The organism is Paenibacillus sp. FSL F4-0243 (assembly GCF_037963295.1).
Classification (GTDB): Bacteria; Bacillota; Bacilli; order Paenibacillales; family Paenibacillaceae; genus Paenibacillus_AQ.
The window spans coordinates 503,583-525,066 of sequence record NZ_CP150151.1 but is presented as its reverse complement, the minus strand read 5'-3'; the positions used below and the strand labels follow the sequence as shown (position 1 = coordinate 525,066).

The 21,484-nt window shown below is 46.1% G+C and carries 18 protein-coding genes; 4 read left to right on the top strand and 14 right to left on the bottom strand.

Annotation, left to right across the window (positions count from 1 at the left end):
* Nucleotides 1-110: 110 nt before the first annotated feature.
* From NSS87_RS02345 to NSS87_RS02305, 9 genes are all read right to left on the bottom strand, one after another.
* Complete coding sequence (locus NSS87_RS02345) at nucleotides 111-1,673, bottom strand: response regulator (protein ID WP_339244507.1); 1,563 nt, start codon at nucleotides 1,671-1,673, stop codon at nucleotides 111-113.
* Nucleotides 1,670-3,571, bottom strand: a complete 1,902-nt coding sequence (locus tag NSS87_RS02340) for a histidine kinase (RefSeq protein WP_339244506.1) — start codon at nucleotides 3,569-3,571, stop codon at nucleotides 1,670-1,672. Before NSS87_RS02340 ends, NSS87_RS02345 begins: the two co-directional genes overlap by 4 nt.
* Before the next feature lie 131 nt (nucleotides 3,572-3,702).
* Nucleotides 3,703-5,379 (bottom strand): extracellular solute-binding protein, encoded by a 1,677-nt coding sequence (locus tag NSS87_RS02335; RefSeq protein ID WP_339244505.1) that lies wholly within the window; start codon nucleotides 5,377-5,379, stop codon nucleotides 3,703-3,705.
* Nucleotides 5,380-5,470: 91 nt separating this feature from the next.
* Nucleotides 5,471-6,361 carry a carbohydrate ABC transporter permease gene (locus NSS87_RS02330; protein WP_339244503.1) on the bottom strand — a complete coding sequence of 297 codons (891 nt, stop codon included), beginning with the start codon at nucleotides 6,359-6,361 and terminating at the stop codon, nucleotides 5,471-5,473.
* Nucleotides 6,362-6,379: 18 nt separating this feature from the next.
* Entirely contained in the window at nucleotides 6,380-7,369 is a 990-nt protein-coding gene (locus NSS87_RS02325) for an ABC transporter permease subunit (RefSeq protein ID WP_081389681.1), read from the bottom strand.
* 219 nt (nucleotides 7,370-7,588) lie between these two features.
* Nucleotides 7,589-10,816 (bottom strand): cellobiose phosphorylase, encoded by a 3,228-nt coding sequence (locus NSS87_RS02320; RefSeq protein WP_339244501.1) that lies wholly within the window; start codon nucleotides 10,814-10,816, stop codon nucleotides 7,589-7,591.
* A 28-nt stretch (nucleotides 10,817-10,844) separates the two neighbouring features.
* Entirely contained in the window at nucleotides 10,845-12,182 is a 1,338-nt protein-coding gene (locus NSS87_RS02315; protein ID WP_339244500.1) for a glycoside hydrolase family 30 protein, read from the bottom strand.
* A gap of 305 nt (nucleotides 12,183-12,487) precedes the next feature.
* Nucleotides 12,488-13,507, bottom strand: coding sequence for a LacI family DNA-binding transcriptional regulator (locus NSS87_RS02310; protein ID WP_076300118.1), 1,020 nt, complete (start codon nucleotides 13,505-13,507; stop codon nucleotides 12,488-12,490).
* 52 nt (nucleotides 13,508-13,559) lie between these two features.
* Nucleotides 13,560-14,042 carry a hypothetical protein gene (locus tag NSS87_RS02305; RefSeq protein WP_339244498.1) on the bottom strand — a complete coding sequence of 161 codons (483 nt, stop codon included), beginning with the start codon at nucleotides 14,040-14,042 and terminating at the stop codon, nucleotides 13,560-13,562.
* A 362-nt stretch (nucleotides 14,043-14,404) separates the two neighbouring features.
* Here NSS87_RS02305 and NSS87_RS02300 point away from each other — a divergent pair, with 362 nt between their 5' ends.
* Entirely contained in the window at nucleotides 14,405-15,130 is a 726-nt protein-coding gene (locus NSS87_RS02300; RefSeq protein ID WP_339244496.1) for an HNH endonuclease, read from the top strand.
* 106 nt (nucleotides 15,131-15,236) lie between these two features.
* Here NSS87_RS02300 and NSS87_RS02295 read toward each other — a convergent pair whose 3' ends face one another.
* Nucleotides 15,237-15,434, bottom strand: a complete 198-nt coding sequence (locus NSS87_RS02295) for a YwbE family protein (RefSeq protein WP_339244494.1) — start codon at nucleotides 15,432-15,434, stop codon at nucleotides 15,237-15,239.
* Between the two features lie 61 nt (nucleotides 15,435-15,495).
* On the opposite strand from NSS87_RS02295, the gene NSS87_RS02290 reads away from it, so the two are divergent.
* Nucleotides 15,496-15,798: a hypothetical protein gene (locus NSS87_RS02290; protein ID WP_339244493.1), complete on the top strand. Its 303-nt coding sequence runs from the start codon at nucleotides 15,496-15,498 to the stop codon at nucleotides 15,796-15,798.
* A gap of 28 nt (nucleotides 15,799-15,826) precedes the next feature.
* Here the strand turns inward: NSS87_RS02290 and sdaAA are convergent, their stop codons facing one another.
* The 3 genes from sdaAA to NSS87_RS02275 form a co-directional block, all read right to left on the bottom strand.
* A complete protein-coding gene (gene sdaAA / locus NSS87_RS02285; protein ID WP_042184434.1) occupies nucleotides 15,827-16,705 on the bottom strand; it encodes an L-serine ammonia-lyase, iron-sulfur-dependent, subunit alpha in 879 nt (292 codons plus the stop codon).
* On the bottom strand, nucleotides 16,702-17,412 hold the full coding sequence (gene sdaAB, locus NSS87_RS02280) for an L-serine ammonia-lyase, iron-sulfur-dependent subunit beta (protein ID WP_339244491.1): 711 nt from the start codon (nucleotides 17,410-17,412) through the stop codon (nucleotides 16,702-16,704). The genes sdaAA and sdaAB overlap by 4 nt, the downstream gene beginning before the upstream one ends.
* A 300-nt stretch (nucleotides 17,413-17,712) precedes the next feature.
* A complete protein-coding gene (locus NSS87_RS02275; RefSeq protein ID WP_339244490.1) occupies nucleotides 17,713-18,294 on the bottom strand; it encodes a DUF4269 domain-containing protein in 582 nt (193 codons plus the stop codon).
* A gap of 129 nt (nucleotides 18,295-18,423) precedes the next feature.
* Between NSS87_RS02275 and NSS87_RS02270 the strand changes: the two genes are divergently transcribed.
* Together NSS87_RS02270 and NSS87_RS02265 are read left to right on the top strand one after the other, a co-directional pair.
* Nucleotides 18,424-19,323, top strand: a complete 900-nt coding sequence (locus NSS87_RS02270) for an SDR family oxidoreductase (protein ID WP_339244488.1) — start codon at nucleotides 18,424-18,426, stop codon at nucleotides 19,321-19,323.
* Between the two features lie 32 nt (nucleotides 19,324-19,355).
* Nucleotides 19,356-19,811: a hypothetical protein gene (locus tag NSS87_RS02265; protein WP_094874201.1), complete on the top strand. Its 456-nt coding sequence runs from the start codon at nucleotides 19,356-19,358 to the stop codon at nucleotides 19,809-19,811.
* 7 nt (nucleotides 19,812-19,818) lie between these two features.
* Here NSS87_RS02265 and NSS87_RS02260 read toward each other — a convergent pair whose 3' ends face one another.
* Nucleotides 19,819-21,441, bottom strand: coding sequence for a bifunctional ADP-dependent NAD(P)H-hydrate dehydratase/NAD(P)H-hydrate epimerase (locus tag NSS87_RS02260; protein WP_042184424.1), 1,623 nt, complete (start codon nucleotides 21,439-21,441; stop codon nucleotides 19,819-19,821).
* Nucleotides 21,442-21,484: the final 43 nt, after the last annotated feature.

The window sequence follows — 21,484 nt, the reverse complement described above, 5'->3', positions numbered from 1 at the left end:
AAAGCTTCTCACTGCCATTATATAGGAGGATCACTTCTAACGACACCCTTAACGCCCATCAAGGTACAGTTCAGCAATGATATTTATACTAAAGCTACTTATCCTGCCTTTTACGACAGATCTTCAGACAGCATTTTGGCTCTATAATCCCCTGGAGAGATCCCTTCCAACTCTTTGAATACACGGGCAAATTGCTTACTGTTCTCAAAACCTACTTTCTCCGAAACCTCAGCAAGCTTGCCACAGTCTTTCGCTAGCAGTTCTTTAGCATGACGGATGCGTACCTTTTTTAAATAAATGACAAAATTCTCACCAGTATATGCTTTGAAGGCTTCGCTAAAATAAGAATAATTCAAAGAAACATGGTTACTAACCATAGCCATATTTAGTGGACGAGCATAGTTGGCTTCAATATAGTGCAGCGCTTCCTCCATGTCAGCATGCTCCGTATGAGCAGAGCGTACCCCTACAATGTAATTACTCACACTCAGGAGCAAATTCTCAAGCGCACGATAATAATCATGAAAATGACGATAATTGTACATATTGCCCACTGTGCGATACAGCTTCAACACCTCTACCGAGGCCTCGCCATGCACCCGAAATACTTCATCCAGCACCAATTCATTGATATTCTGTCCCACCGACTCCAAATAAGACAGGTCAAGCGCCTTCAAATGCTCAGTCTGAAAAATCACAGCCAGAAGATGCTTCATCTCCTTCTCGCGTTCTGTTCCAAGCATATTGAGCAGCTTGCGAAGCGCCTCCTTCGGCAAAGGAAAGTTACGACGCTCTTGACTGACATCCTCGTAATCCAAAAATCCTTCTTGCGGAAACAAAAAAGTATATTGTAGTGCCCGACAAGCTTCCTTGTAACAGGAACGAAGTTCTTCGAGACCTTTTCCCTCACGGCTGATTCCGATCGATAAACTAGTTATTTCTCTAGCTTCAGCTTGACGGGATAGTTCCATAAAGCTCTGTCTACTAGTCCCGATTAATACTAACTTACCGTCCCAGTCCGTTATAATTTCTGAAAAACACTTTTCGATTGGCCCCATCAAACGTTCGACCAGCCCTTGAACTTCTGTCGCCTTCATCCGAGTCCCATCATTAAAATAGTAATTCAGCACGCCAACTGTAAAAGGAACCTCCAAACCATTTAGCTCCTCTTGCTGCTCGGGCTCCAACTGAACCTCCTGCTGCTGCAGCAGTCCCCGTAAACGGCTGGAGCGTAGCTCTTTGCGAAACTGTTCTGCTTCCCGCTCTATTTTCTTGACGCTGAACTCCTGTTCTTCCTGTTCCTTATGGATATGCAGCAGGATTTCGAACAGCTCATCTCGGCGAATCGGCTTAAGTAGATAATCCTTCACACGATAACGTATGGCACATTTAGCATATTCGAAATCATCGTACCCACTTAGGATCACCACTGCTGGTTTTTTCTCGCCTCTTACCTCCATAGACAGCTGCTCCAAAAGCGTAATTCCATCCATTACCGGCATACGAATATCCGTAATAATAATATCGGCACCATCTGTCTTAAAGACCTCTAGCGCCTCTGCACCGTTGCTCGCCATTATGATCGAATATGCGGACGGAAATTCCCTTTCAATCATGATCTTCAGACCTACACGAATATTTTTCTCATCATCAACGATCAGTAATTTCTTCATGGTTGTTTTTCTCCCGTCAAAAGAACTTTCGGCAAGCTTAGACGTACCATCGTCCAACTCCCTGCCTCGCTCTGTACTACAAGCCCGTATTCTTCGCCATAAAAGATTTGCAGACGCTGGTGTACATTTCGCAGTCCTATGCCCCCTGCTCTCTGGCTTACTTCCCGCTGTTCACAGGAGCTATCACAATCACAACATTCATCCTTAGCATATATCGCCTCGTTTAAAGCAACTAGACGTTCTGGGGTAAGACCGATACCATTATCACGAAGCTCTATGGAAATATCACCTTCCGTTTCCGAAATATGAATATGAATGTTCGGGTTCTCTAAATTCTCTTTTTCACCGTTCCAAGCATGCTTAACACTGTTCTCTACAATAGGCTGCAGTGACATTTTCAGCACCTCCAGCTCCAAATATCGAGGTTCAATATGAAGTACAAGCTTAACCGGGTACTCAAAACGAATATTCATTACTTCAATGTAATTCTCAATATGGCGGACTTCATCACGAAGCTTCACATACTCCCCAGACCATTTGAAATTATAACGCATCATTCCACCGAGCGAAGTTAGTGCGTCTGATATCGTTCGTTGATTTTCAATTTCAGCAAGCATTTTAATATTTTCAAGTGTGTTATATAAAAAATGTGCATCTATTTGATTATGCAACGTGCGCAGCTCAGCCTCTTTGGACAATGCCTGCTTACTCACAGCCTGAGCCACCAACTTATTAATTGTATTCATTAGCTTAGAGAAATGATGGGCAAGCTCACCGACTTCTCCCCCACCCCGAATCGTAATGCCACTATATGCTTCACCTCTGCGCACGCTTTTCATCGTTTCGGTCAATCTGCGCAGATTTTTTAGAATAAAGGCATTCATCACATAAGCGATCAACGTGAGTAAAATAATAAATCCAATGTTAGCTCCAATAATAAAGTTGCGTGTACGGGAGATATCCTTCAAAACACCCTCCGTTGAGACCACATTTAACAGATAAGCATCAATACGTTCCAGCGGTGTGTTAATAAGTAAATAAGATTTACCGTTGGCTGTATAACTACTATCCCATTCACCAGTAGCCTTGAAGGTCTTGTATCGTTCAGTAATAACACTAGCCATCTCCTCGTTATCCTGTAGAAAAGACTGATCAGGACGAGTAAATAGCTGCAGCTCACCATCTACAAGGAACATTTGTGTCTGGTTATCCCGTACATCGGTATATGTCTTTGGTGTAAAGCGGTTCAACATCATATCTACTTGAACCATCCCAATATGGTTGCCAGCAGGACGACTCATCTCACGTAGTAAAGAAACCTTCGGCAAACTCTCAGTCGGTGCACCCAAGTATCTCTGCATCAGATCCGGATCACTCCTTTGAAAAGACCAGTACTCCTGTTCCTCCAACTGCAGTGCTTTCTGGTACCAGGGCTCGGAAGAGACTCGTTCTTCGCGAAATAAAATCGGCCAAATTTCATGCATCGTTTTACTTTTGGAATACAGCCGTAAATGCTCGATATTCGGATTATTAAATTGAATACGTGTCATATTCACATAAACATTTGTATTAAAATCAACCAAATCTTCAAGCATCGGCTCAGTCTCATTCGCAAGAAAGTCTTTAACATCCGAGTCAGAATACGCCATCTGTGCTGCCCGCTCCATCGCTTCAATTTGATTGTGGATATGCAATTTTTCCATTTGCAGCAAATACTCATTTTTCTCAACAGCATCTCGGAAATAGGTACTATTGATAGACTCATAAAAATAGACGGACACCAGCAAGCACGGACCTATAATAATAAAAACATAGGCAGCAATCAAACGACTCTGCAGCGACCTTCGTCCCCACCAATATAAGAAGGAATTCCAAATTTCTTTGCTGCGCTCACGCATATTATCCCTCTTCACTTCTTCAACGTTCACCTCGCTAATATCGTGAATACTTAACATACTTAACAACTATACCTTATTATTGTTTCAAAATAACCCAAAAACCCGCAATCAGCGGGCTTCTGGGTTATATTTTATTGGGCGAGCTTCACTTTGTTCTCTTCATACTTTTTCTGTTGATAGGCTTGGAATTTATCTACACCTATATCCTTTTGTTTCGCTAAATACTCACTCCATATTTTATCGAACTCAGCATCCGAAGAAGCCATAAGCAGCTTAGGAATCGTCTTCCCGCGCAGTTCTTTCAGCTTTGTAGCAATGATGCCTTCAGGGGAGTTACCTGTAGGATCAATCTGTTGGAACGTTGAAGTACTAGTCGCTTTTCCTCTCGTCCAATCTTCCAATTGTTTAAAAGGTTCTACTGATTTAGGTGCCCATTGATCCGTGATATTCGTGTTCTGCATCATCCAGTAGGTGAACGAAGATCCGTATTGCTTATCAAACGCCGAACGATCCTTATTCATTAGATCAAACACTTCAGGCTTAAATTGGTCTTTGCCATCAATCGTTTCGTAGCTGACACCCTTTTCACCGAGGAACAAATCTTTATTACCTTCTTCACTGTTCAAGTAGCTTAGGAAGCGGATAGCGCGAGCTTTATCCTTTACATCTTTGGAGATCAGCGTTACTGTCCAGCCTGCGATCGCAGGTCCATCTAGGGTCGGTTGATCCAAGTTCGTATTCGAAGGACCATCAATAGCAATATAAGTTTTGCTAGGATCTTGTTGGTAGATCGTACCTAGTTGCGCTGCAAAGTCTGTACGTTGGTAGAGCATCGCGAAATAACGACCTTGAGCGATCTTCTCTTCCATTTGTGGACGTTTATCAATAAAGATATCTTTAGCAAGCAGTCCATCCTGATTCGCTTGGCGAAGTGTCTTCATCCAGCGGATATATTCAGGATCAGTCTCACGGGCATATACCTGACCATCTTTTTCTCTAGGAATTGCCAGGAAGTTCTGAAGATAACCTTCCAGAGAATCATTACCATTTACACCAAATTCATGCAGACCAAGCGGGATTAGCGGCTGTCCATTTACGTCAGGGAATTTCTCTTTCGCTAACTTAAGCGCATTCAAGAAACCTTCTGGTGTGCGCATATCAGGACTGCCAATCGCTTCATACATATCCTTACGGACCGCGAATACTTGGTTGGATACGTAGTTCTCTCCATATTTCTCATAGTCAGCAGGAGAGGAAGAAGAGTTAGGATAGCCATACACATTGCCATCTTCCTGAGTGTACCAATTCAGCTTATCTTTATCAGAAACTTTGTAGAAATAAGGATCATATTCATCAGCAAGCTTGTTCAGAGGTAGCGCAAGATCACCTTCGATTATTTTCTTAATTGCATCTTCATAGAAGCCCAATGTGATGAAATCAGGCAATTTACCAGAAGCAATGAGTGTGTTCAGTTTCTCATTCTCGTTACCAGCCGGAACGATGAAATTAATATCAACGCCGGTCTTCTTAGTTACATATTGAGAAGTTGGGTCCACGCCCCATTTGTTAGGGAACCAAGAGAAGTTCAGGTACCAGTCAAACGTAATCGGTGAAGTGTCAATCTTCCAACCTGGTTCATCAGCAGACAATGTAGCAGCAGGTGCATCTGTCGCCCCCGTGTTCGTTTCTTTAGTACCATCCGAATTTCCTTTAGCGTTATTTCCACTGGAACAGCCTGCGGCTGACAAGGCCATAACCGCTGCCAGAAGTAGAGCCATCGCTGTTCTCGGTTTGCGTTTCATACCCATATTCTTTACCCCTTTTCTATGATTGTTAATTATAAGCTCAACCCCAGAGCTCATAGAGATGAGCTGCTGGAGGAGTTACCTTTACTAAGGATCAGCCCTTAATGGAGCCGATCATCATGCCTTTAACAAAGTAGCGTTGTAAGAAAGGATATACGAACACGATAGGAAGTGTGGTGACCACCATCGTCGCCAGCTTAATAGACTGTGACGTTACGCTTCTTGTCATGCCGCTACCTTGTGCAGCGACCATCATTTGAGTCGAGCTAGATTGTGCTACAACGCGGAACAGGTACGTCTGGATCGGCTGTAGCTCTGTATTATTGATATAGATCATACCTGTAAAATAATCATTCCATTGGAACACGCCGTGGAACAGCGCAATGGTCGCAATAACAGGCATAGACACTGGAAGCACAATTCGTAGGAAGATGGACCAATCATTAGCCCCATCAATCCGGGCCGCTTCCTCCAATCCTTCAGGAATCTCTCGGAAGAAGGTCATGAAGATAATAAGATCGAAGAAGCTAAACATCGCAGGAATGATATACACTAAGAAATTATCTAGTAACTGAAGATCTTTGATAAGCAAGAAGCTCGGGATCAATCCTCCAGCGAAGAAGAGCGTAACTGTACCCATAAACATGTAAAACTTTCCACCGATCAAGCCCTTACGAGAAAAGGCATAGGCTACCATTGCTGTGAAAAATACATGCAGGACTGTGCCGATTGCTGTTTTGGCAACGGTGATCCACATCGCCTGCATAATACCAGGGCTGTCGAACACCGCCTTGAAGTTTCCTAGACTGAACACCCGCGGCCACCAGTATATACCACCTCGCATAGCATCCGTACCTTCATTAAAGGCATTGACGAGTACGTACCAGATCGGATAAAGCGTTATGAAGCAAATACACAGCATGATGATGTTGTTGATGATATCGAATAGGGCCTCGCCCTTCGTTTTGCGCTTGAGAGCAAACATGTGTAGGTCCTCCTTATCCTAGAACAATGATGTATCGTTGATTTTTTTAGACACTTGGTTAGCTATCAGCAGCAAGATTAGAGCAATAATCGATTTTAATAGTCCAACTGCAGCCGAATAGGAGAAGCGGCCTGAGAGAATCCCTGTGTAGTACACATAATAATCGATTACATTACTTGCACTATCATTCAACGAGTTACGTAGCACCAAGATCTGATCGAAGTTGGAGCTTAGTACACCACTGACTGCAAGAATGAAGAGAATACTGATCGTCGATTTGATGGCCGGCAGCGTAACGAACCACATTTTCTGGAATCTTCCAGCACCATCAATCGTAGCAGCCTCATACATTTCAGGAGATACACCAGAGATTGCTGCTAGATATATAATCGCTGACCATCCAAGTTCCTTCCAAATATCAGATGAAATAACAATCGTCCAGAAATAGCTAGGTTCGGCCAGATAGGTAATCGGCTGATCAATGATATTTAGCGCTAACAAGATGTTATTGATAATCCCTATATCCGCAAGCCAGGTCGCTAGAATCCCGCCGAGTACAACCCATGAGAGAAAGTGAGGTAAATACGAAATCGTCTGAATCCACTTTTTGAATCTCACCGAACGGACCTCATTTAGGAATAGTGCAAATATAATCGGCAGCGGAAAACCGATGAAGAGCTTGATCAAGCTAATGCCTAACGTATTCCTAATAACGTCAACCAAGCTTTCATCTTGTAGGAATTCTTTGAAATGAGCTAGTCCTACCCATGGAGCTTCGGAAATTGATTTGACGATGTTGAACTCTTTGAAGGCAATAATAACTCCATACATTGGAATGTAGTTGAAGATGATCATCCAGGCTACGCCTAGTAGGGCCATGGTCTGTAAATGACGCTGGGCTACAAATCTCCTCCACAGCGAGTTCCTATTTACTTTACCGGTTTCGAAATTGCCAGGAATTAACGGATTCATCGCTGGGCTTACTTCCACGCTTTTTTTGTTCTCCATCCTTTGGACCTCCAGGCTATGTATCTTTTTCTTTTTCTGAAGCGCTTACAATATCTATGTATTTATTGTATTTGCTTTTGCCTGTCTCCGTAAGGCTTTGAATTTCGGGTTATAGGTTCCATTTTTCGGGTTCAAGCTAAAACGCCTTCGGCGTCCTTTAAGGACTTTCTTATATTTGGAGAAAAAAATAAAGGGAGGGCCTAGGCCCTCCCTTATTTTCTATGCCATTATTGCTCGAATTTGCTTGATCTCTCCACGCCGCAGAGCCTCTGCCTCTTCCCCACGAACGAGCGCTCCGGAAATTTCCGTCACCGTTCCATTCTGGTAGACTAGCGTCATGCTCTGAATAACAACCTTCTTCTCACCAAATGTATTCTCACATTGTGGGTTCGAATAAGTTACTTCCGTGCCACCTAGAAATGTGAAAGAGAGATTGCCTTGTTCATCAAATAGCCAGCCTGGTAGAACCGGATCCAAAGATAATGTAAGCTGTCCATCTTCTACTCTGAAAACATGGCTTCCGGCCATCATCGTTCTCCACATACTCAAGAACTCAGCAGTCGACCCACTTAATCTTGCAACGAACCCTCTACCATGATTGTTCGGATCAGGATTACCTCCGGTAGCGATAAAGGATGAATTTTCAAGCGTGCTGCGTCCATAGACAGCCGGATCTAGGAACGGAACTAGCGAGGTCTTCAGTTCTCCGTAGAACTCCTCATAAAGCCCGCCCTTCAACAGCTCAAGCAAATATTTGTAGGACATATGCAGGAAGTTGGACTCCCGCTCTAGCCAGCCTGGCGTAAAGGCTCTCATTCGTCCGATCTCATGAGACTCACCCTCTAGACTAACCGAAGTTTGATACATCGACGTAGTCGGATCATATAGCTCTGTTTGCTTAATCAAATTATAGATTTCTTTGGCTTGCACCGGATCTTTCAGCGTCTTCAACAGGCGAGTAGGCCCCTCAAGGAAGTATGGCAATGCATAGACCTCAAACTCCTCTACCACAGCTTTTGGCAGGCCGTATCCGCTAAGTACTGGTTGACCTTCAGCATCTGTTACCTGCTGGAATTTCTTCGCCTCAAAGCGGAAATAGGTTGGGGTAAGTCCGTTACCAAGTTCTACTGCCTTGTTGATTCCCTCGTCGATTTTGACCAAGAACTTGGAGAGGGCCTCACGAATGTATTCTAAGGTTACTTCAGACTCAGTTCCAGTAATACCGAAACGGATACGTGCTCTATAAGCCTCACGCGCCGAAGCTACAGTATCCCAATAATTAAATTGTTCCAAATCTCCCGACAGAACCGCCGTGACCGCATGATATACCTCTTCAAGCAACTGGGCAATTTCTTCTGGCAGGTCTACAGCTCCTTGGACGCTTTCTTTGCTGTTCAGAGCATCTAACAAAAAGACTACGGTACGTTTCAGCTCAAAAGTCTCACTCATTCCGGAGCCGAACAATCCAGGCAGTCCATTCATAGCATCGTTCCAGCCCGGCTTATTGCCTTCCATTTCTACACCCATACCATAAGGATCAAGCGTAGCAAATTTATTCAAGGCAAGAGACAACATCTTCACGAACAGATTGGTGTGGTAAATGGCGCCGTGACCGCCTTCAGTACGCAGCCAATGGGTATCTCCAGCTTTCCATTTCAGCTTGTGCAGCTTCTCCTCATCCTCAAGGAGTGCACCATATTGCCGGGCCTTTCCGTCACTGATTACATATTTCTCACTACGTGGCAGCACATACGCTGGGCTGTCATAGAACGCATAGGTGTTATCCCCAAATAGAAGCTCCTGCTTTTTGTCAGGGAAGATATCCAAGTAACCTACTACCAGATCCATATTATATGTCCAGTGATCCGACCAGAAGCCTTCGCCAAAGGCTGCCTCAATGTTTTGCTGTGACAGGGCAAGTAATCCCGACAAAAATTGTTGTTCGCTTACCTTCAAGGCAACGTTATGATCCGCAATATAGTTCACTAAGCTACCTGGTGTGAACCGAGTGCTACACAGCTTTACAAGCTCAGCTTGATGATCTGCCGCAGCTTTTCCAATCCACTCCGCAGCTTGTGCCTTACTATCCGGTTTCACTTCAAAGGTTGTTCCTTGCACGCTCAGTGGATTGTAACCATCCGCCTGAATCAAGCTATAGAACATTTTGATGTTAAAGCTACCCACCTTCGGATTAAAAAACACATCATTCCGACGATTCTGATTCATATCACGGAAGTTTCCGTTCCCCTGTGAATAATATTCTGGGGCGAGTGAGAAGAAATTGTAGTCACGCTCCAAGTCACCGTGCTTACGCGAGTATAAGTGAACTACAAAGCCATCACCACCATTGTCAAAGACAAAAGGATAGCCTCCACGCAGGAAGTTATCGAGATAGGATTGACGGCAATACGCATCAAACACAGCCGATGAAGTGTGAGTAGCAATATCTTCCGTTAATTCCTCCGTCAGACCTGCGGCCTCTTGAGATTTAGACAGGATATATTCATCGCGGCATAACTGCTCCGCCTTCTTATTGATTTTGTCGATGTCATTTACATGTCCAACCAGTGTATTCAGGATCAGATTGCTACCTGGTGCTAAACGTCTTGCCACTCCGCTAAAACCGCACGGAACCTTGTTGACGGGGTATTGTGGAAGCTCGCCCAGTTCGGCAAGGGTTAATCCCGCAAAGCGGTCCGGGTACGTAAGCGAGGTATTGCCACCAAAGACTAGCTCGAAATCGACGATTGGCGAGACTTTTTCTCCTTCTCCAGTGAACGACAGGTAGAAATGGCCATTGGTAATTTCGCTAACCTGTGCATCATCATTGGTACTGGAACGCAGCTTATAGAACGGAATACCATTCTCTAAGTTGTATACGTCCATCCAGCTGCGCAGCAGATTCCCTATTTCCTTGTATCCACTGTTTTCTACGCCGTAAGGCAAGATTTCAGGCAAACCATCCATCAGCTCCAGCTCGATCTCTTTACCGCCGATGTTCTCAATCTCTACCCGACGTACCAATGCTGCATAATCGTCATTAGGCAAATTAAAATAGTGTACGGTCGTCTTCAGACCATGTCCGGCATGGCTTTCTTCAATAGTAAGCCCATTAGGCAAAATGGTCATGAGGCGCTTTGCAGCAGGATCTGGACGCGCAGATTGAAACGGTTCATAAATCTCTTGCTCGCCTTTAATTTTGATAAAGGTTCTGAAACCGGTCGTCCCTACGTTCTTATAAGAGATATTTGCAGGAGAGAATTCCATGATTGGCGAATTCTTATCGCGTACCCCGAAGCTGCAAATGGCCTGCCCCCGATTCACATAAAAAGTCCACATCGGAATTCCCTTCAGTCCGGCAAGACCCGGTAAGAAACTGGAAAAAGGCTTTCCTTCATCAAATTGCTCCATTACAAATGTACCTGATTCGAAATAATAGTTGCTCATACTTATGTCCTCCTAGGTTGTAGATTATTTATGAAATCAAATGCGTTACGATGGAATGAGGCGATAGCTCGCAGCTTGCAATCTCTTCGCCTAGACCTAGCGTTACACTGTGCACTTCTTCACTTTCATTCATCAGTACGACAGCAATACTACCGTCGGGATTGCGGAATGCTGTGGTTAAGATACCTTCCGCTTCAGAGGTAAATCCGATCCGTACCGCACCTGGCACAATGAATTTACTGAAATGCCCAATGTAATAATAGGAGCTGTTATAGTGCACTTCATCCGTTGTAGTATCTGCAATAATCGGCGCATCGCAGAGATTGCCTACATGGTTAGGACCTCCAGTCTCATCCAGTACCAGGTTCCAATCCAGGTATCCTTCTGTCCACGCATTGAGATCTCCAATCATGTTTCTGCCGTAACGTTCGCCTGTAAACCATTCTCCCAGCTTAACGCCGCCCTCTTGGCAGCCCTCTGTGAACAACAAATGCTTGTCAGGAAATAAATCATGTACCTTTTCTACTTTGTCGAACTCCTCGCCTCCGTACCAGTGAATACCTGTACCCCACACATACTTTGCAGCTTCAGGATCAGATAATACTGCCGAAGCACGCTCGACCATAATATCGCGGTTATGATCCCAGATTACAATGTTCACATCTGAATGGCCGGTCTGATGCATCACCGGTCCAAGATAATTTTTAACAAAATCCCGTTCCTCTTCCGCACTATAAATACATGAATCCCAGATCTGAACGGCAGCCGGCTCATTTTGCACGGAAACTGCCCAAATCGGTACTCCCTCTTTTCCATAAGCTTCAATGAATTTCGTATAGTAGCGTGCCCAAACTTCTGCGTATTCCGGCTTCAGTGATCCACCGTTATTCATTTCCCCATTTGTTTTCATCCATGCCGGAGGGCTCCAAGGAGAAGCTAGCATCGTGAATGCACCGCCTCTTACTTCCATGGCGTCTTTTATCAGCGGAAGTACCCACTTATGGTCATGTGAGATATCAAAAGTAGCTAGCTCTGTGTCATGATCAGCAACATAAGTATAATTGCCGAGGGCAAAATCACAGCTGTGAATATGAACACGCCCCATGCTATAACCTAATCCCTCTACTGGATGGAAGTACCGATGAATAACCTCTGCTCGTTTCTCGGAGCTCAGACGTGACAACGTATAAGCAGCAGCTTCAGTGAAAGCGCCGCCAAATCCAATCATCTTTTGAAACTCCTGCTCTGGCTTAATCTCCACATCGGCAGACCCAGATCCTACTCTTGCGCTAAAAACAATTGCATCTTTTGGAGTTAAGCGTTCCCCTGTATCTTTTGCAGTTACCACAGTTTGAACTTTTGCCATTTCATCCATCTCCTCTGAATTGTTTTCTTACCAAAGCACTAGTCTTTACTGGATCATCTTCCGATGTTATAGATTCGGAGCAATGAGCCATCAAATCGAAACAATCGAAACCGGTTTCGATTGTTTCGAAAAAAAATGATCTTCCAAATCAATTGAAAGAGCATTTATAACAATGGGTCTATTATAGCTCCATCTCACTAAATAAGATGTGCCAAATACCACTATCTCATCTCATAAGAACAATTGAAAGCTATACTGTCTTTTACTTTAGCAGGACTCTTTTCAGTTCGTCAAGATTTATCAGACTACTTTCCGCTAATCGGAGGTGCACAGGATTCCCGTTCAACCACTTCCACCGGAACTAAAATCGCTTCCTTATCTAATACTTTACCTTCAATTGAGGTTAAAAGAATGTCCGCCGCTTGGCTTCCAAGAAGCTCCGTATCCTGACGCACCGTTGTCAATGCAGGTGTAACGTACTCGGCAAGATCAATGTCATCGTAACCCATAACTGAAATATCCATCGGTACGGAAAGTCCACTATCTTTAGCGGCCATAATAGCCCCTAAGGCTAGTAAGTCACCGGAAGCAAAGACGGCGGTTGGACGTTCAGGGAGCTTAAGAAGCTCCAGCATCGCGTTATAGCCGCTTTCTCGAGAATAAAAGGCTCCGTTTACAACATAGGACTTAGGTACTTTAAACCCTCGCTGCATCATAGCGGTCTTGTAACCCAACTCCCGCATTTTACCTGGAAATGTATTCATGCCTCCGGAAATATGGGCAATCTTGCGATGCCCCAAAGAGGCTAGATACTCCACTGCCAGCTGGGCTCCAGAAGTATTATCTGAGCATACCGTATGCGTCTCAGAAGTCTCAAAATCCATAATAACGGTAGGAATATCACTCTCAAGCAGTTCACGGAAATACGGATCCTCATAATCGGACAAGAAGACAACAACGCCGTCTACGCCACGAATCCTGCAATTCTCTAAATAACCGCTTTGCTTACCACCGACATCTTTGGAGATAAACATGAGGGCATAACCCTTTTCAACAGCAACCTTCTTAAAGCTTTCGATCACAGCGCTGAAAAAAGGATGGCGAATACCAAATCCCGTATTCTCTACGAACAGCACGCCGATGGTCCACGATTTCTTAGTGGTCAATGTACGGGCATGTGAATTTGGCAAATACCCCATTTCTTGGGCAACCCGGAATATTTCCTGACGAGTTTTCTCACGTACGTCGGAATAATTATTAAACGCCTTAGAAACCGTTGTTGGAGAGTAACCGGTTCTTTTGGCAATATCGTATATCGTTGTCAAATCGGCTCGCTCCTTGCCCTGACAAATGAAATGCCTTTTGTTCACTGCAATTTTAACGTCTTTCCGTACCGCCGTCCAGCGAAAAGTAACTTTGTACAGAGGGGAGTATTGTAACGGCCTGAATCAACAGCCCTAGACTCATATAGATCAGATGTATCATTGCAACACTATTCAGCATGTACGTCTGCACCGTTATCCAAATGATTTGCCCAAACCCGATATACAGAGACAAAGCCCAGAAGCTATATAATTTCTTGAACGGATTTAATCGTTCCACCAAGTGCCACTGAGGTCTCTTGATCAGACCATAAACAATGAGCAGAGGCAGTAAACCAAATACGATAAATAGCAGAATACCCGGGAATAAAAAATCTGAGAATGGCGATCTTTCCAGCATAGAAGTCGGCATTTTCATTAGATCCCCGCTTGGATCTATTACAAGAGCACCGCCCCCTCCTAACGCTCCAACCCCCAAAAAAATAAGAAGAATATAAAGCCATGATACTGTACCCGGCCTTCCCTTCGTTAATTCCATTTCACTTCCCCATTTCCAAATAAGAATTAGAGCAACCCTATCTAGATAACGAATCTGCCCTTTTTTCTATTTTACAAGTTTTCCCTGTTTATCACCGAGATGCATGTCACAAATTTGGCTGTGTTTACGGTTTTTTTACGTACGATGTGAACAGCAGTGCTTTACGTTATACTAAGTTTAGAGGCTAACATTTCAATTAACGGAACTCATAAATGAACATCATTGAATCCAAAGCATAAACAATTTCTACGTCCTTATAAGCGAGAAACCCAAGACATAAATTATGGTGTGGAACTTATAGTTTATATTACAAAAACAAGGAGACAGGACATGCGTACACATGCGCTGCACCTAACATATCTATGAACGATACCGACCTTCTATCTACCAAGCAGTGTGCTTATTGCCACAAGCTGAAGCCGCTCACAGAATTTCGCAGACGTACAGGAAAACGTTCCAAGGGGCAGTCACGCCGTGGTGCCTGCCGTGAATGTCGCAAACAACGGGAAACACTAAATATAAAACTCACAGCAACCCCCTTACTGGTGAAGCTTGATACGATCCAAACCCATCAGCACACTCTATTGGAGCGTCCCAAAGAGGGAAAGCCGTCTTCCGCTGCTGCTTCTTCAGGACAATCTAATCCGAACCGACGCGTACGAGGTTTGGAACAGCGAAGAAAAAGGTCGCATGCTCAGGGCACAAAGCTAAATCCCGAAGATCCAACCCAATTGATTCCTTCTACCAAAGGGATGATTCTAATGCGCGGTCATAGCGACAAGGGACGGCGCTGGCATCAGGAGATCGATCTAGCGCTTGCAATTACCCTGGTCAGGGAACATGCCGCTATCGTTGTAAACCGTCGAACGATTCGACGATTGTATAGTAATAAGGATTTTCGCGCTTATATACAAGCCAGAGACAATTACACCTGCTACTTCTGCGGCGCTTATGGGGACACCATTGATCATTTACTACCTCGTGCTAAAGGGGGTCATACAACCCCAGATAATTGCGTCTGCGCTTGCACGTTATGTAATCAGACTAAAGCTGATAAATCTGTTGAGGATTTTATGGGCCGAATATAACAACTTAAATCAAAAAGCCCTAATCTCGTAGGTATTGTTCTGTTTCCGTGAACAGAATAACCTACGAGATTAGGGTCGCTTTTTAATGTGGAAAAGTGTAGTTTATTTAGTTGCCTATAATATTCTTAACTCGTCCTACCTGTCCGCTAGTCAATCTGACCTTAATGCCATGCGGATGCCGAGGCGAGTTCGTGAGAATATCTTTCACCGTACCGTGTGTTAGCTTGCCTGTAGGCTGATCCTGTTTAAGTACAATATCCACTTCAAGCCCAGGACGAATATCCGCTCTTACTTGTCCGTTCATAATGTAATCCCCTTTCATGGGTTATAATGTTGTCAACTACAATAGATAAGGATGAGACGTTATGGCCTTCGGTATCAATAGAGAAGAATTAACCCGGTGGAAAAAAGCGGTCTCCGCAGGAGAGATCGCCTTCTTGACTCATTATTGGCTGGATCCACGCTTTCCCGGCATCACTACCGTCACCAAGGTGGGCTGTAGTGATCTTACCACACTGAAACACTGGTGCGAGGAGAACGGATTGCCTGCCCAATATATTCATAATCGTTCATCGTTTCCCCACTTTGACCTCATTGGACCTAGGCAGGCAGAAATCCTTCGACAAGAAGGTCAATGGGATCAGCTGGAACGTTTCAAACTGCTCTAAATACAAATTGTGATTTGAGACGTATTAATTACTTCTTTTTGCGTAAATCCTGCATGATTTTACGGCCGGTAGGTGTCTGTGCTAAACCGCCCCCTGCAGTCTCGCGGTGTTTCTCTGGCATAGCTGAGCCTACCTCGAGCATGACCTTGATAACTTCATCTGAAGGAATCACACTACGAACACCAGCCAGTGCCATATCTGCGGCGGCAAGTGCAGTAACTGCACCGAATCCGTTTCTAACAATACAAGGAATCTCAACAAGTCCGCCAACCGGATCACAAATCAGGCCTAAAGTGTTCTTAAGTGCTAACCCGACAGCATGCACTGCTTGTGCAGGCGTTCCGCCGCGTAGCTCGGTTAACGCGCCTGCTGCCATCCCAATAGCAGAACCTACCTCAGCTTGACAGCCGCCTTCCGCACCCGATACAAAGGAGTTATTGGCGATGACATAACCGATGGCCCCGGCTGCGAACAATCCGGATACCATGTAGTCATCATCCCAGCCAAACCGTTCCTGACAGCTGAGAAATACACCCGGAATAATCCCGCATGAACCAGCAGTAGGCGTCGCAATGATCCGGCCCATAGAAGCATTCACTTCGGATACAGCCAGCGCGTAAGCCATAGCTTGACCTGCAGGTCCACCTAGGCATGGCTCATCAGCCGCGTTGTATGCTCCTACACGCTGGGCATCCATGCCTGTAAGGCCGCTGCGCGAAGTTGTATCTTCATGCATCCCGCGATGAACAGCCTCTTTCATCACGCCATAATATTCACGCATCGTGGAAAATTCATGATCACTGGAACGTCCAGATTCCGCACTTTGCTCTTCGAGCATAAGTGCTCCAATCGTGAGACCACGTTCCTCACACAATACAGCCAGCTCGCTAAGTGTTTGAAAATTCATGTTAAACTTTCCTTCCCCTTCTCATCTTGCTTACCTTCGTTTAAATTAACCAGCTTCACGGATTTCACAGCAGTGAGCGCTTTAAGCGCTTCAAGAAGCTCCGGTGTAGCCGCTTCATCCAGCTCCAGCACCGTTAAGGCTGCACCACTACGATTCTTACGATCGAGAGACATATGCCCTATATTAAACTGTCCGTTACGCATCACTTCCGTAACACTTGCCAGAACACCTAAATAATCCATATGATTAATCAGAACCGTCGGATAGATCCCCGTAAGCTTCACTCCAAAACCGTCGATATCAACAATCTCGATGTTTCCGCCACCAATAGATGTCCCTGTTAGCGTCAGTTCGCTTCCTGTTTCTTGTCCGATGAGATGCAGCTTAACGGTGTTTGGATGTGGGAACAGACCTGTTCCTTGCTTAAAAGAAACTTCCATCCCGGATTCGACCGCCAGTTCTAGGGAATCTGGAAGCCGATGATCGTCGGTAGTGAAATCAAGTAACCCTCCAACAATTGCCCGATCTGTGCCATGTCCCTGATAAGTTGCTGCAAAAGAACCGAAAAACGTTACTTCAGCCACACGCGGTACTTCACCCAACACCTGCCTTGCGGCCCTCCCGATCCGTGCCGCCCCAGCGGTATGTGAGCTTGAAGGACCGACCATCGCCGGACCAATAATTGAAAATACATCCTTAAAACGCATAAAAGACCTCCTGCCTGCAAGAATAGGCAATTATCGTACTCCTATATAGTATACTGCACTAGCAGTCGGAGTTCACCGTGACATTTGCTGTGATATCCAAATGCCTGACTTTGCGTATTCAAAGGCTAGTATTTCTATTTCATGTCTTGAGTATCACAAGATATCCTGGGAGCACAGCATAATTCCACCTCTATACTGCCAGCCCATCCCTTCCCAGAACCCTCTTCCATGTTCATTGGTTTCAATAACCATCAGGTGGCACTTGGCAATACCGGCTGCGCGGAGATTCTCAAGACAAGATCATACTTGTTCCCTCGCTTGAACAGAATGGCATAAAGCATGAAGAGCGCTCCGAGGAAGCTTTTCCAGCTCCAGCAGCGCTTCGTAAGGATCGCCCTCTAATCCCATAGCTTTCGCAAAGGCAGGCTCTGTCTTCCATCCGCTTGATTTTAAAAGAATGATCCGTTCGCGAAAATCATCATCCATCTGAGCTAAAATTTCAGCTTCAACGATCATATGCAAATAACCATTCTGGAGCTCCGTTCGCCTCGGCTGTCCAAACAGTTCGATAGGCCAGCCCTTTACCATAAAGTTAATTTTCGTTCGAGGAATCCCTTGAACCACTCGTGATTCGCTAACAAACCCCTCCATGGCTCCAAAATATCGAACAACTAGCGCCTTAAACTTCACAGGATCATGAACCTCACAAATGATATCCAAATCGCTGCCCTCCACTTGAATTCCAAGCGGTATTGTCCCAACCAACAAAGGGTTGTAGTCTGTTAGCAAATTCATAATCTCCAGCTCTGTAAGAAGGTTATAGACCTCTTTCTGAACCGCGGTTCCATGAATCAAATCATCGACATTTCGCCAATCATTCATTTTGGACAAGCGCCTCCTCCGACTTGGGTTTATAAACGCATATGTATGTATTGATGACAGCGCACGCTTTTCTGGGCGCATGCATAGAAATATACGGAAGGTAGAACGCAAGGAGGTTATTTCAAAAAAATGAATCCCATCTACCCCTATTATGGGGAGCGGACAGTATGTAAAGAGCAGCCTATTGCTTTTCCTCCACAGCATCAAGATCGTCAGCCGGGCCTGGAGAGTCTGATGAATCCTCGTCCCATCAGTGAAAACCCGGAAATTATCGGCAGTGGAAAACTGAAGGGAAAGGTTGCACTCATCACCGGAGGCGACAGCGGAATTGGTAAAGCCGCAGACATTGCTTTTGCAAAAGAAGGTGCAGACATTGCTATAGCTTATTTATACGAAGCCTCAGATGCGGAAGTCACTCAAAAGCGGATCGAAGAATTAGGGCAACGCTGTCTAAGGATTGAAGTTGATTTACGCCATAAGGAGAATTGCTTCAGGGCTGTGGAACATACGATTCGCACCTTCGGCAAGCTGGACATTCTGGTCAATAATCACGGTGTCCAATATCCACAAAAAAGTATTTTGAATATCACAGAAGAGCAATTGTACCAGACGTTCCAGACGAATATCTTTCCATTCTTTTACCTCGCTCAGGCCGCACTTCCACATCTTAAAAAAGGTGCATCCATCATTAATACCGCTTCCATTACTGCCTATCAAGGAAATAAAGAGCTCATAGATTATTCCTCCACCAAAGGGGCGGTGGTCTCTTTTACCCGCTCTTTAGCCTTATCTCTCGTAGACGCTGGCGTCCGAGTCAACAGTGTAGCTCCCGGTCCGGTATGGACCCCACTGATTCCCTCAAGCTACTCTGCAGAGGAAGTTAGTATCTTTGGTACTGATACACCCTTTAAACGTGCTGCACAGCCTTATGAGCTAGCAGGAGCATATCTCTTTTTAGCGGGCCCTGATTCTTCATATGTTACCGGGACATGTATACATGTCAACGGTGGAGATATGGTCACCAGCTGATACACAACTCACCACGAGAGGAATGTATACCTATGAATAAGATGCCCGATTATGATATTCCTTCTGTCCGTTTAACAAGCGGCATGTATGCCTTAACAAAATTAGCCTGCGCAGGGCTAACGTACGTCCTTATCTCTTTACTTATGCTTGGGTTTCCACAACATAACGGCATACCAGAGGGTTGGCCACTTTCGATCCCCTATGCGATTTACGCTTATGGACTACCAGCCGCACTAGTAGCCGATGTTCTGCTGCGCCTCCTGCGTTCCACTTCCCACATCGTTTCCCTTGTTGTATACGTAGCCGCAGGTTTCGGTGCAGGTCTATGGCTCGCAGCAGAACAAGGTGCAGAGCTACTGCTGTGGGGCTTGGCTGGAATTTTGGGACTGTTGCTGCTACGAGTGACGCAACTGGGTGTAGAGCGTTCCCCTCTGTTACTGCCTGTGTTTGCACTATTTCTTCCGCTGCTCTGCTTGCTGCTGTTATAAGCTGCACTCAGAGTGCTTCTATGATATCACCGGCAATAATAGCCGCTGGATTATTCCGCTGACGGGCGGCTCTCTCCCCTGCTAATCCGTGTAGATATACACCAAAAGCTGCTGCCTGCGCCTCATTCAGTCCCTGAGCCAGCAGGCTGGAAATGATGCCCGTTAGCACATCACCGGCTCCACCAGTACCCATGCCGGGATGGCCTGTGGTGTTTACATAAGCTTGCCCTTCAGGCGTTGCTATAACCGTATGCGCTCCTTTTAATACAAGGGTAACCCCATGCTCTTTCGCATATCCCATAGCCAGACTGATGCGGTCCCGTTGCACCTCAGCTGTTGTTATACTAGCAAGACGGGCCATCTCACCTGGATGAGGCGTCAGAATCACCGGATGGCGTCTACTTGCCCAGCTCTTGTAATCAGCTTCAGCTAATATATTTAAAGCATCCGCATCGATCACCAGAGGACAATCCGTCTCTTCCCAGAGATTGCGAAGCCATTCTGTATCAGCCTCGAACCGACCAAGACCGGGACCAATGGCAAGAACATCTCGCTCTTTACTTAGCCTCAGCAGCTCTGAAACGCTCCCTGCTTGCCAGGTTCCATCTTCATTGCCCCCAACATCGGCTAACATGAGCTCAGGGGCAGAACCGATGATACAGGGCAGCAGCTTCTGAGGAAGCGCCCATGTCACTAATCCGCAGCCTGCCCGGAGCGCAGCACGGGCAGAGAGCAGTCCGGCGCCGCTCATTCTTAAGGTGCCGGCTGCAAGAAGGACATGCCCATAAGTACCCTTATGGCCTTCAGGCGAACGCCGGCGGGCCAGATCTACGCCCAGATGGGCATGCAGCACTTCCGGTGTCAGCAGGTGAACCTGCACACCGCTTTCAGGGGCCAAAGAAGACGGTATGCCGATGGCCCGGACCTTCACATGCCCCGCTGCGCCTGCACCGGGGTATTGCAGGAGACCTCGCTTGAGAAACGCGAGGCAAACCGTCACCGACGCATGAATGCAAGGCTCATGCGTTTCACCGGTGTCCGCGTTCAGACCACTCGGGATGTCCGCGGACACGATCACTTTGCCGCTGCTATTCGCTGCGGCAATCAGCTCCGCATAGGCACCGCGAGGGGCTCCCGCGGCGCCGGTGCCGAGCAGCGCATCCAAGATGCCGCTGCACTCGGCAAGGTCCAGCCGATCCCTGCCGTATACCACGGCAGGAAGGCCCATGGCTGCAGCCGCATCGCGCTGCAGAGCTGCCTCGCCGGAGAGCGATTCCGGCGGCACCGCATAAACGAGCGTGACGGCGATGCCGGTCTCGCGAAGATACCGTGCGGCGGCGAGGCCATCGCCGCCGTTGTTGCCTTTGCCGACGAGGATAAACCATCGCTCGGCGGCGGCATTGTCCAAGGTCAGCGCATGATCTGCGCTGACCTGAAATGCATCCTTCCCGGCGTCTTCCCATCCAGCTGCATTTCTGCAGCCCTCTCCACCTCTCCGCCGGCACAGCGCAACGATCTCCTCTGCGATCACTCTTCCCGCATTCTCCATCAGCGCAATAGCTGGAATCCCCAGCCGCTGGATTGTTTCTCCGTCCAGCCGCCGCATTTGCTCAGCAGTTACCAGATACATGGTTCGGCCCCTTTCCGCTACACTTCAATCCACAACTAGCTTG

Bases quoted from the DNA above. Each gene is read 5' to 3' on its own strand.
- NSS87_RS02345 (WP_339244507.1), bottom strand. From the start codon at position 1,673: ATGAAGAAATTACTGATCGTTGATGATGAGAAAAATATTCGTGTAGGT.
- NSS87_RS02340 (WP_339244506.1), bottom strand. From the start codon at position 3,571: ATGCGTGAGCGCAGCAAAGAAATTTGGAATTCCTTCTTATATTGGTGG.
- NSS87_RS02335 (WP_339244505.1), bottom strand. From the start codon at position 5,379: ATGGGTATGAAACGCAAACCGAGAACAGCGATGGCTCTACTTCTGGCA.
- NSS87_RS02330 (WP_339244503.1), bottom strand. From the start codon at position 6,361: ATGTTTGCTCTCAAGCGCAAAACGAAGGGCGAGGCCCTATTCGATATC.
- NSS87_RS02325 (WP_081389681.1), bottom strand. From the start codon at position 7,369: ATGGAGAACAAAAAAAGCGTGGAAGTAAGCCCAGCGATGAATCCGTTA.
- NSS87_RS02320 (WP_339244501.1), bottom strand. From the start codon at position 10,816: ATGAGCAACTATTATTTCGAATCAGGTACATTTGTAATGGAGCAATTT.
- NSS87_RS02315 (WP_339244500.1), bottom strand. From the start codon at position 12,182: ATGGCAAAAGTTCAAACTGTGGTAACTGCAAAAGATACAGGGGAACGC.
- NSS87_RS02305 (WP_339244498.1), bottom strand. From the start codon at position 14,042: ATGGAATTAACGAAGGGAAGGCCGGGTACAGTATCATGGCTTTATATT.
- NSS87_RS02300 (WP_339244496.1), top strand. From the start codon at position 14,405: ATGAACGATACCGACCTTCTATCTACCAAGCAGTGTGCTTATTGCCAC.
- NSS87_RS02295 (WP_339244494.1), bottom strand. From the start codon at position 15,434: ATGAACGGACAAGTAAGAGCGGATATTCGTCCTGGGCTTGAAGTGGAT.
- NSS87_RS02290 (WP_339244493.1), top strand. From the start codon at position 15,496: ATGGCCTTCGGTATCAATAGAGAAGAATTAACCCGGTGGAAAAAAGCG.
- sdaAA (WP_042184434.1), bottom strand. From the start codon at position 16,705: ATGAATTTTCAAACACTTAGCGAGCTGGCTGTATTGTGTGAGGAACGT.
- sdaAB (WP_339244491.1), bottom strand. From the start codon at position 17,412: ATGCGTTTTAAGGATGTATTTTCAATTATTGGTCCGGCGATGGTCGGT.
- NSS87_RS02275 (WP_339244490.1), bottom strand. From the start codon at position 18,294: ATGAATGATTGGCGAAATGTCGATGATTTGATTCATGGAACCGCGGTT.
- NSS87_RS02270 (WP_339244488.1), top strand. From the start codon at position 18,424: ATGAATCCCATCTACCCCTATTATGGGGAGCGGACAGTATGTAAAGAG.
- NSS87_RS02265 (WP_094874201.1), top strand. From the start codon at position 19,356: ATGAATAAGATGCCCGATTATGATATTCCTTCTGTCCGTTTAACAAGC.
- NSS87_RS02260 (WP_042184424.1), bottom strand. From the start codon at position 21,441: ATGTATCTGGTAACTGCTGAGCAAATGCGGCGGCTGGACGGAGAAACA.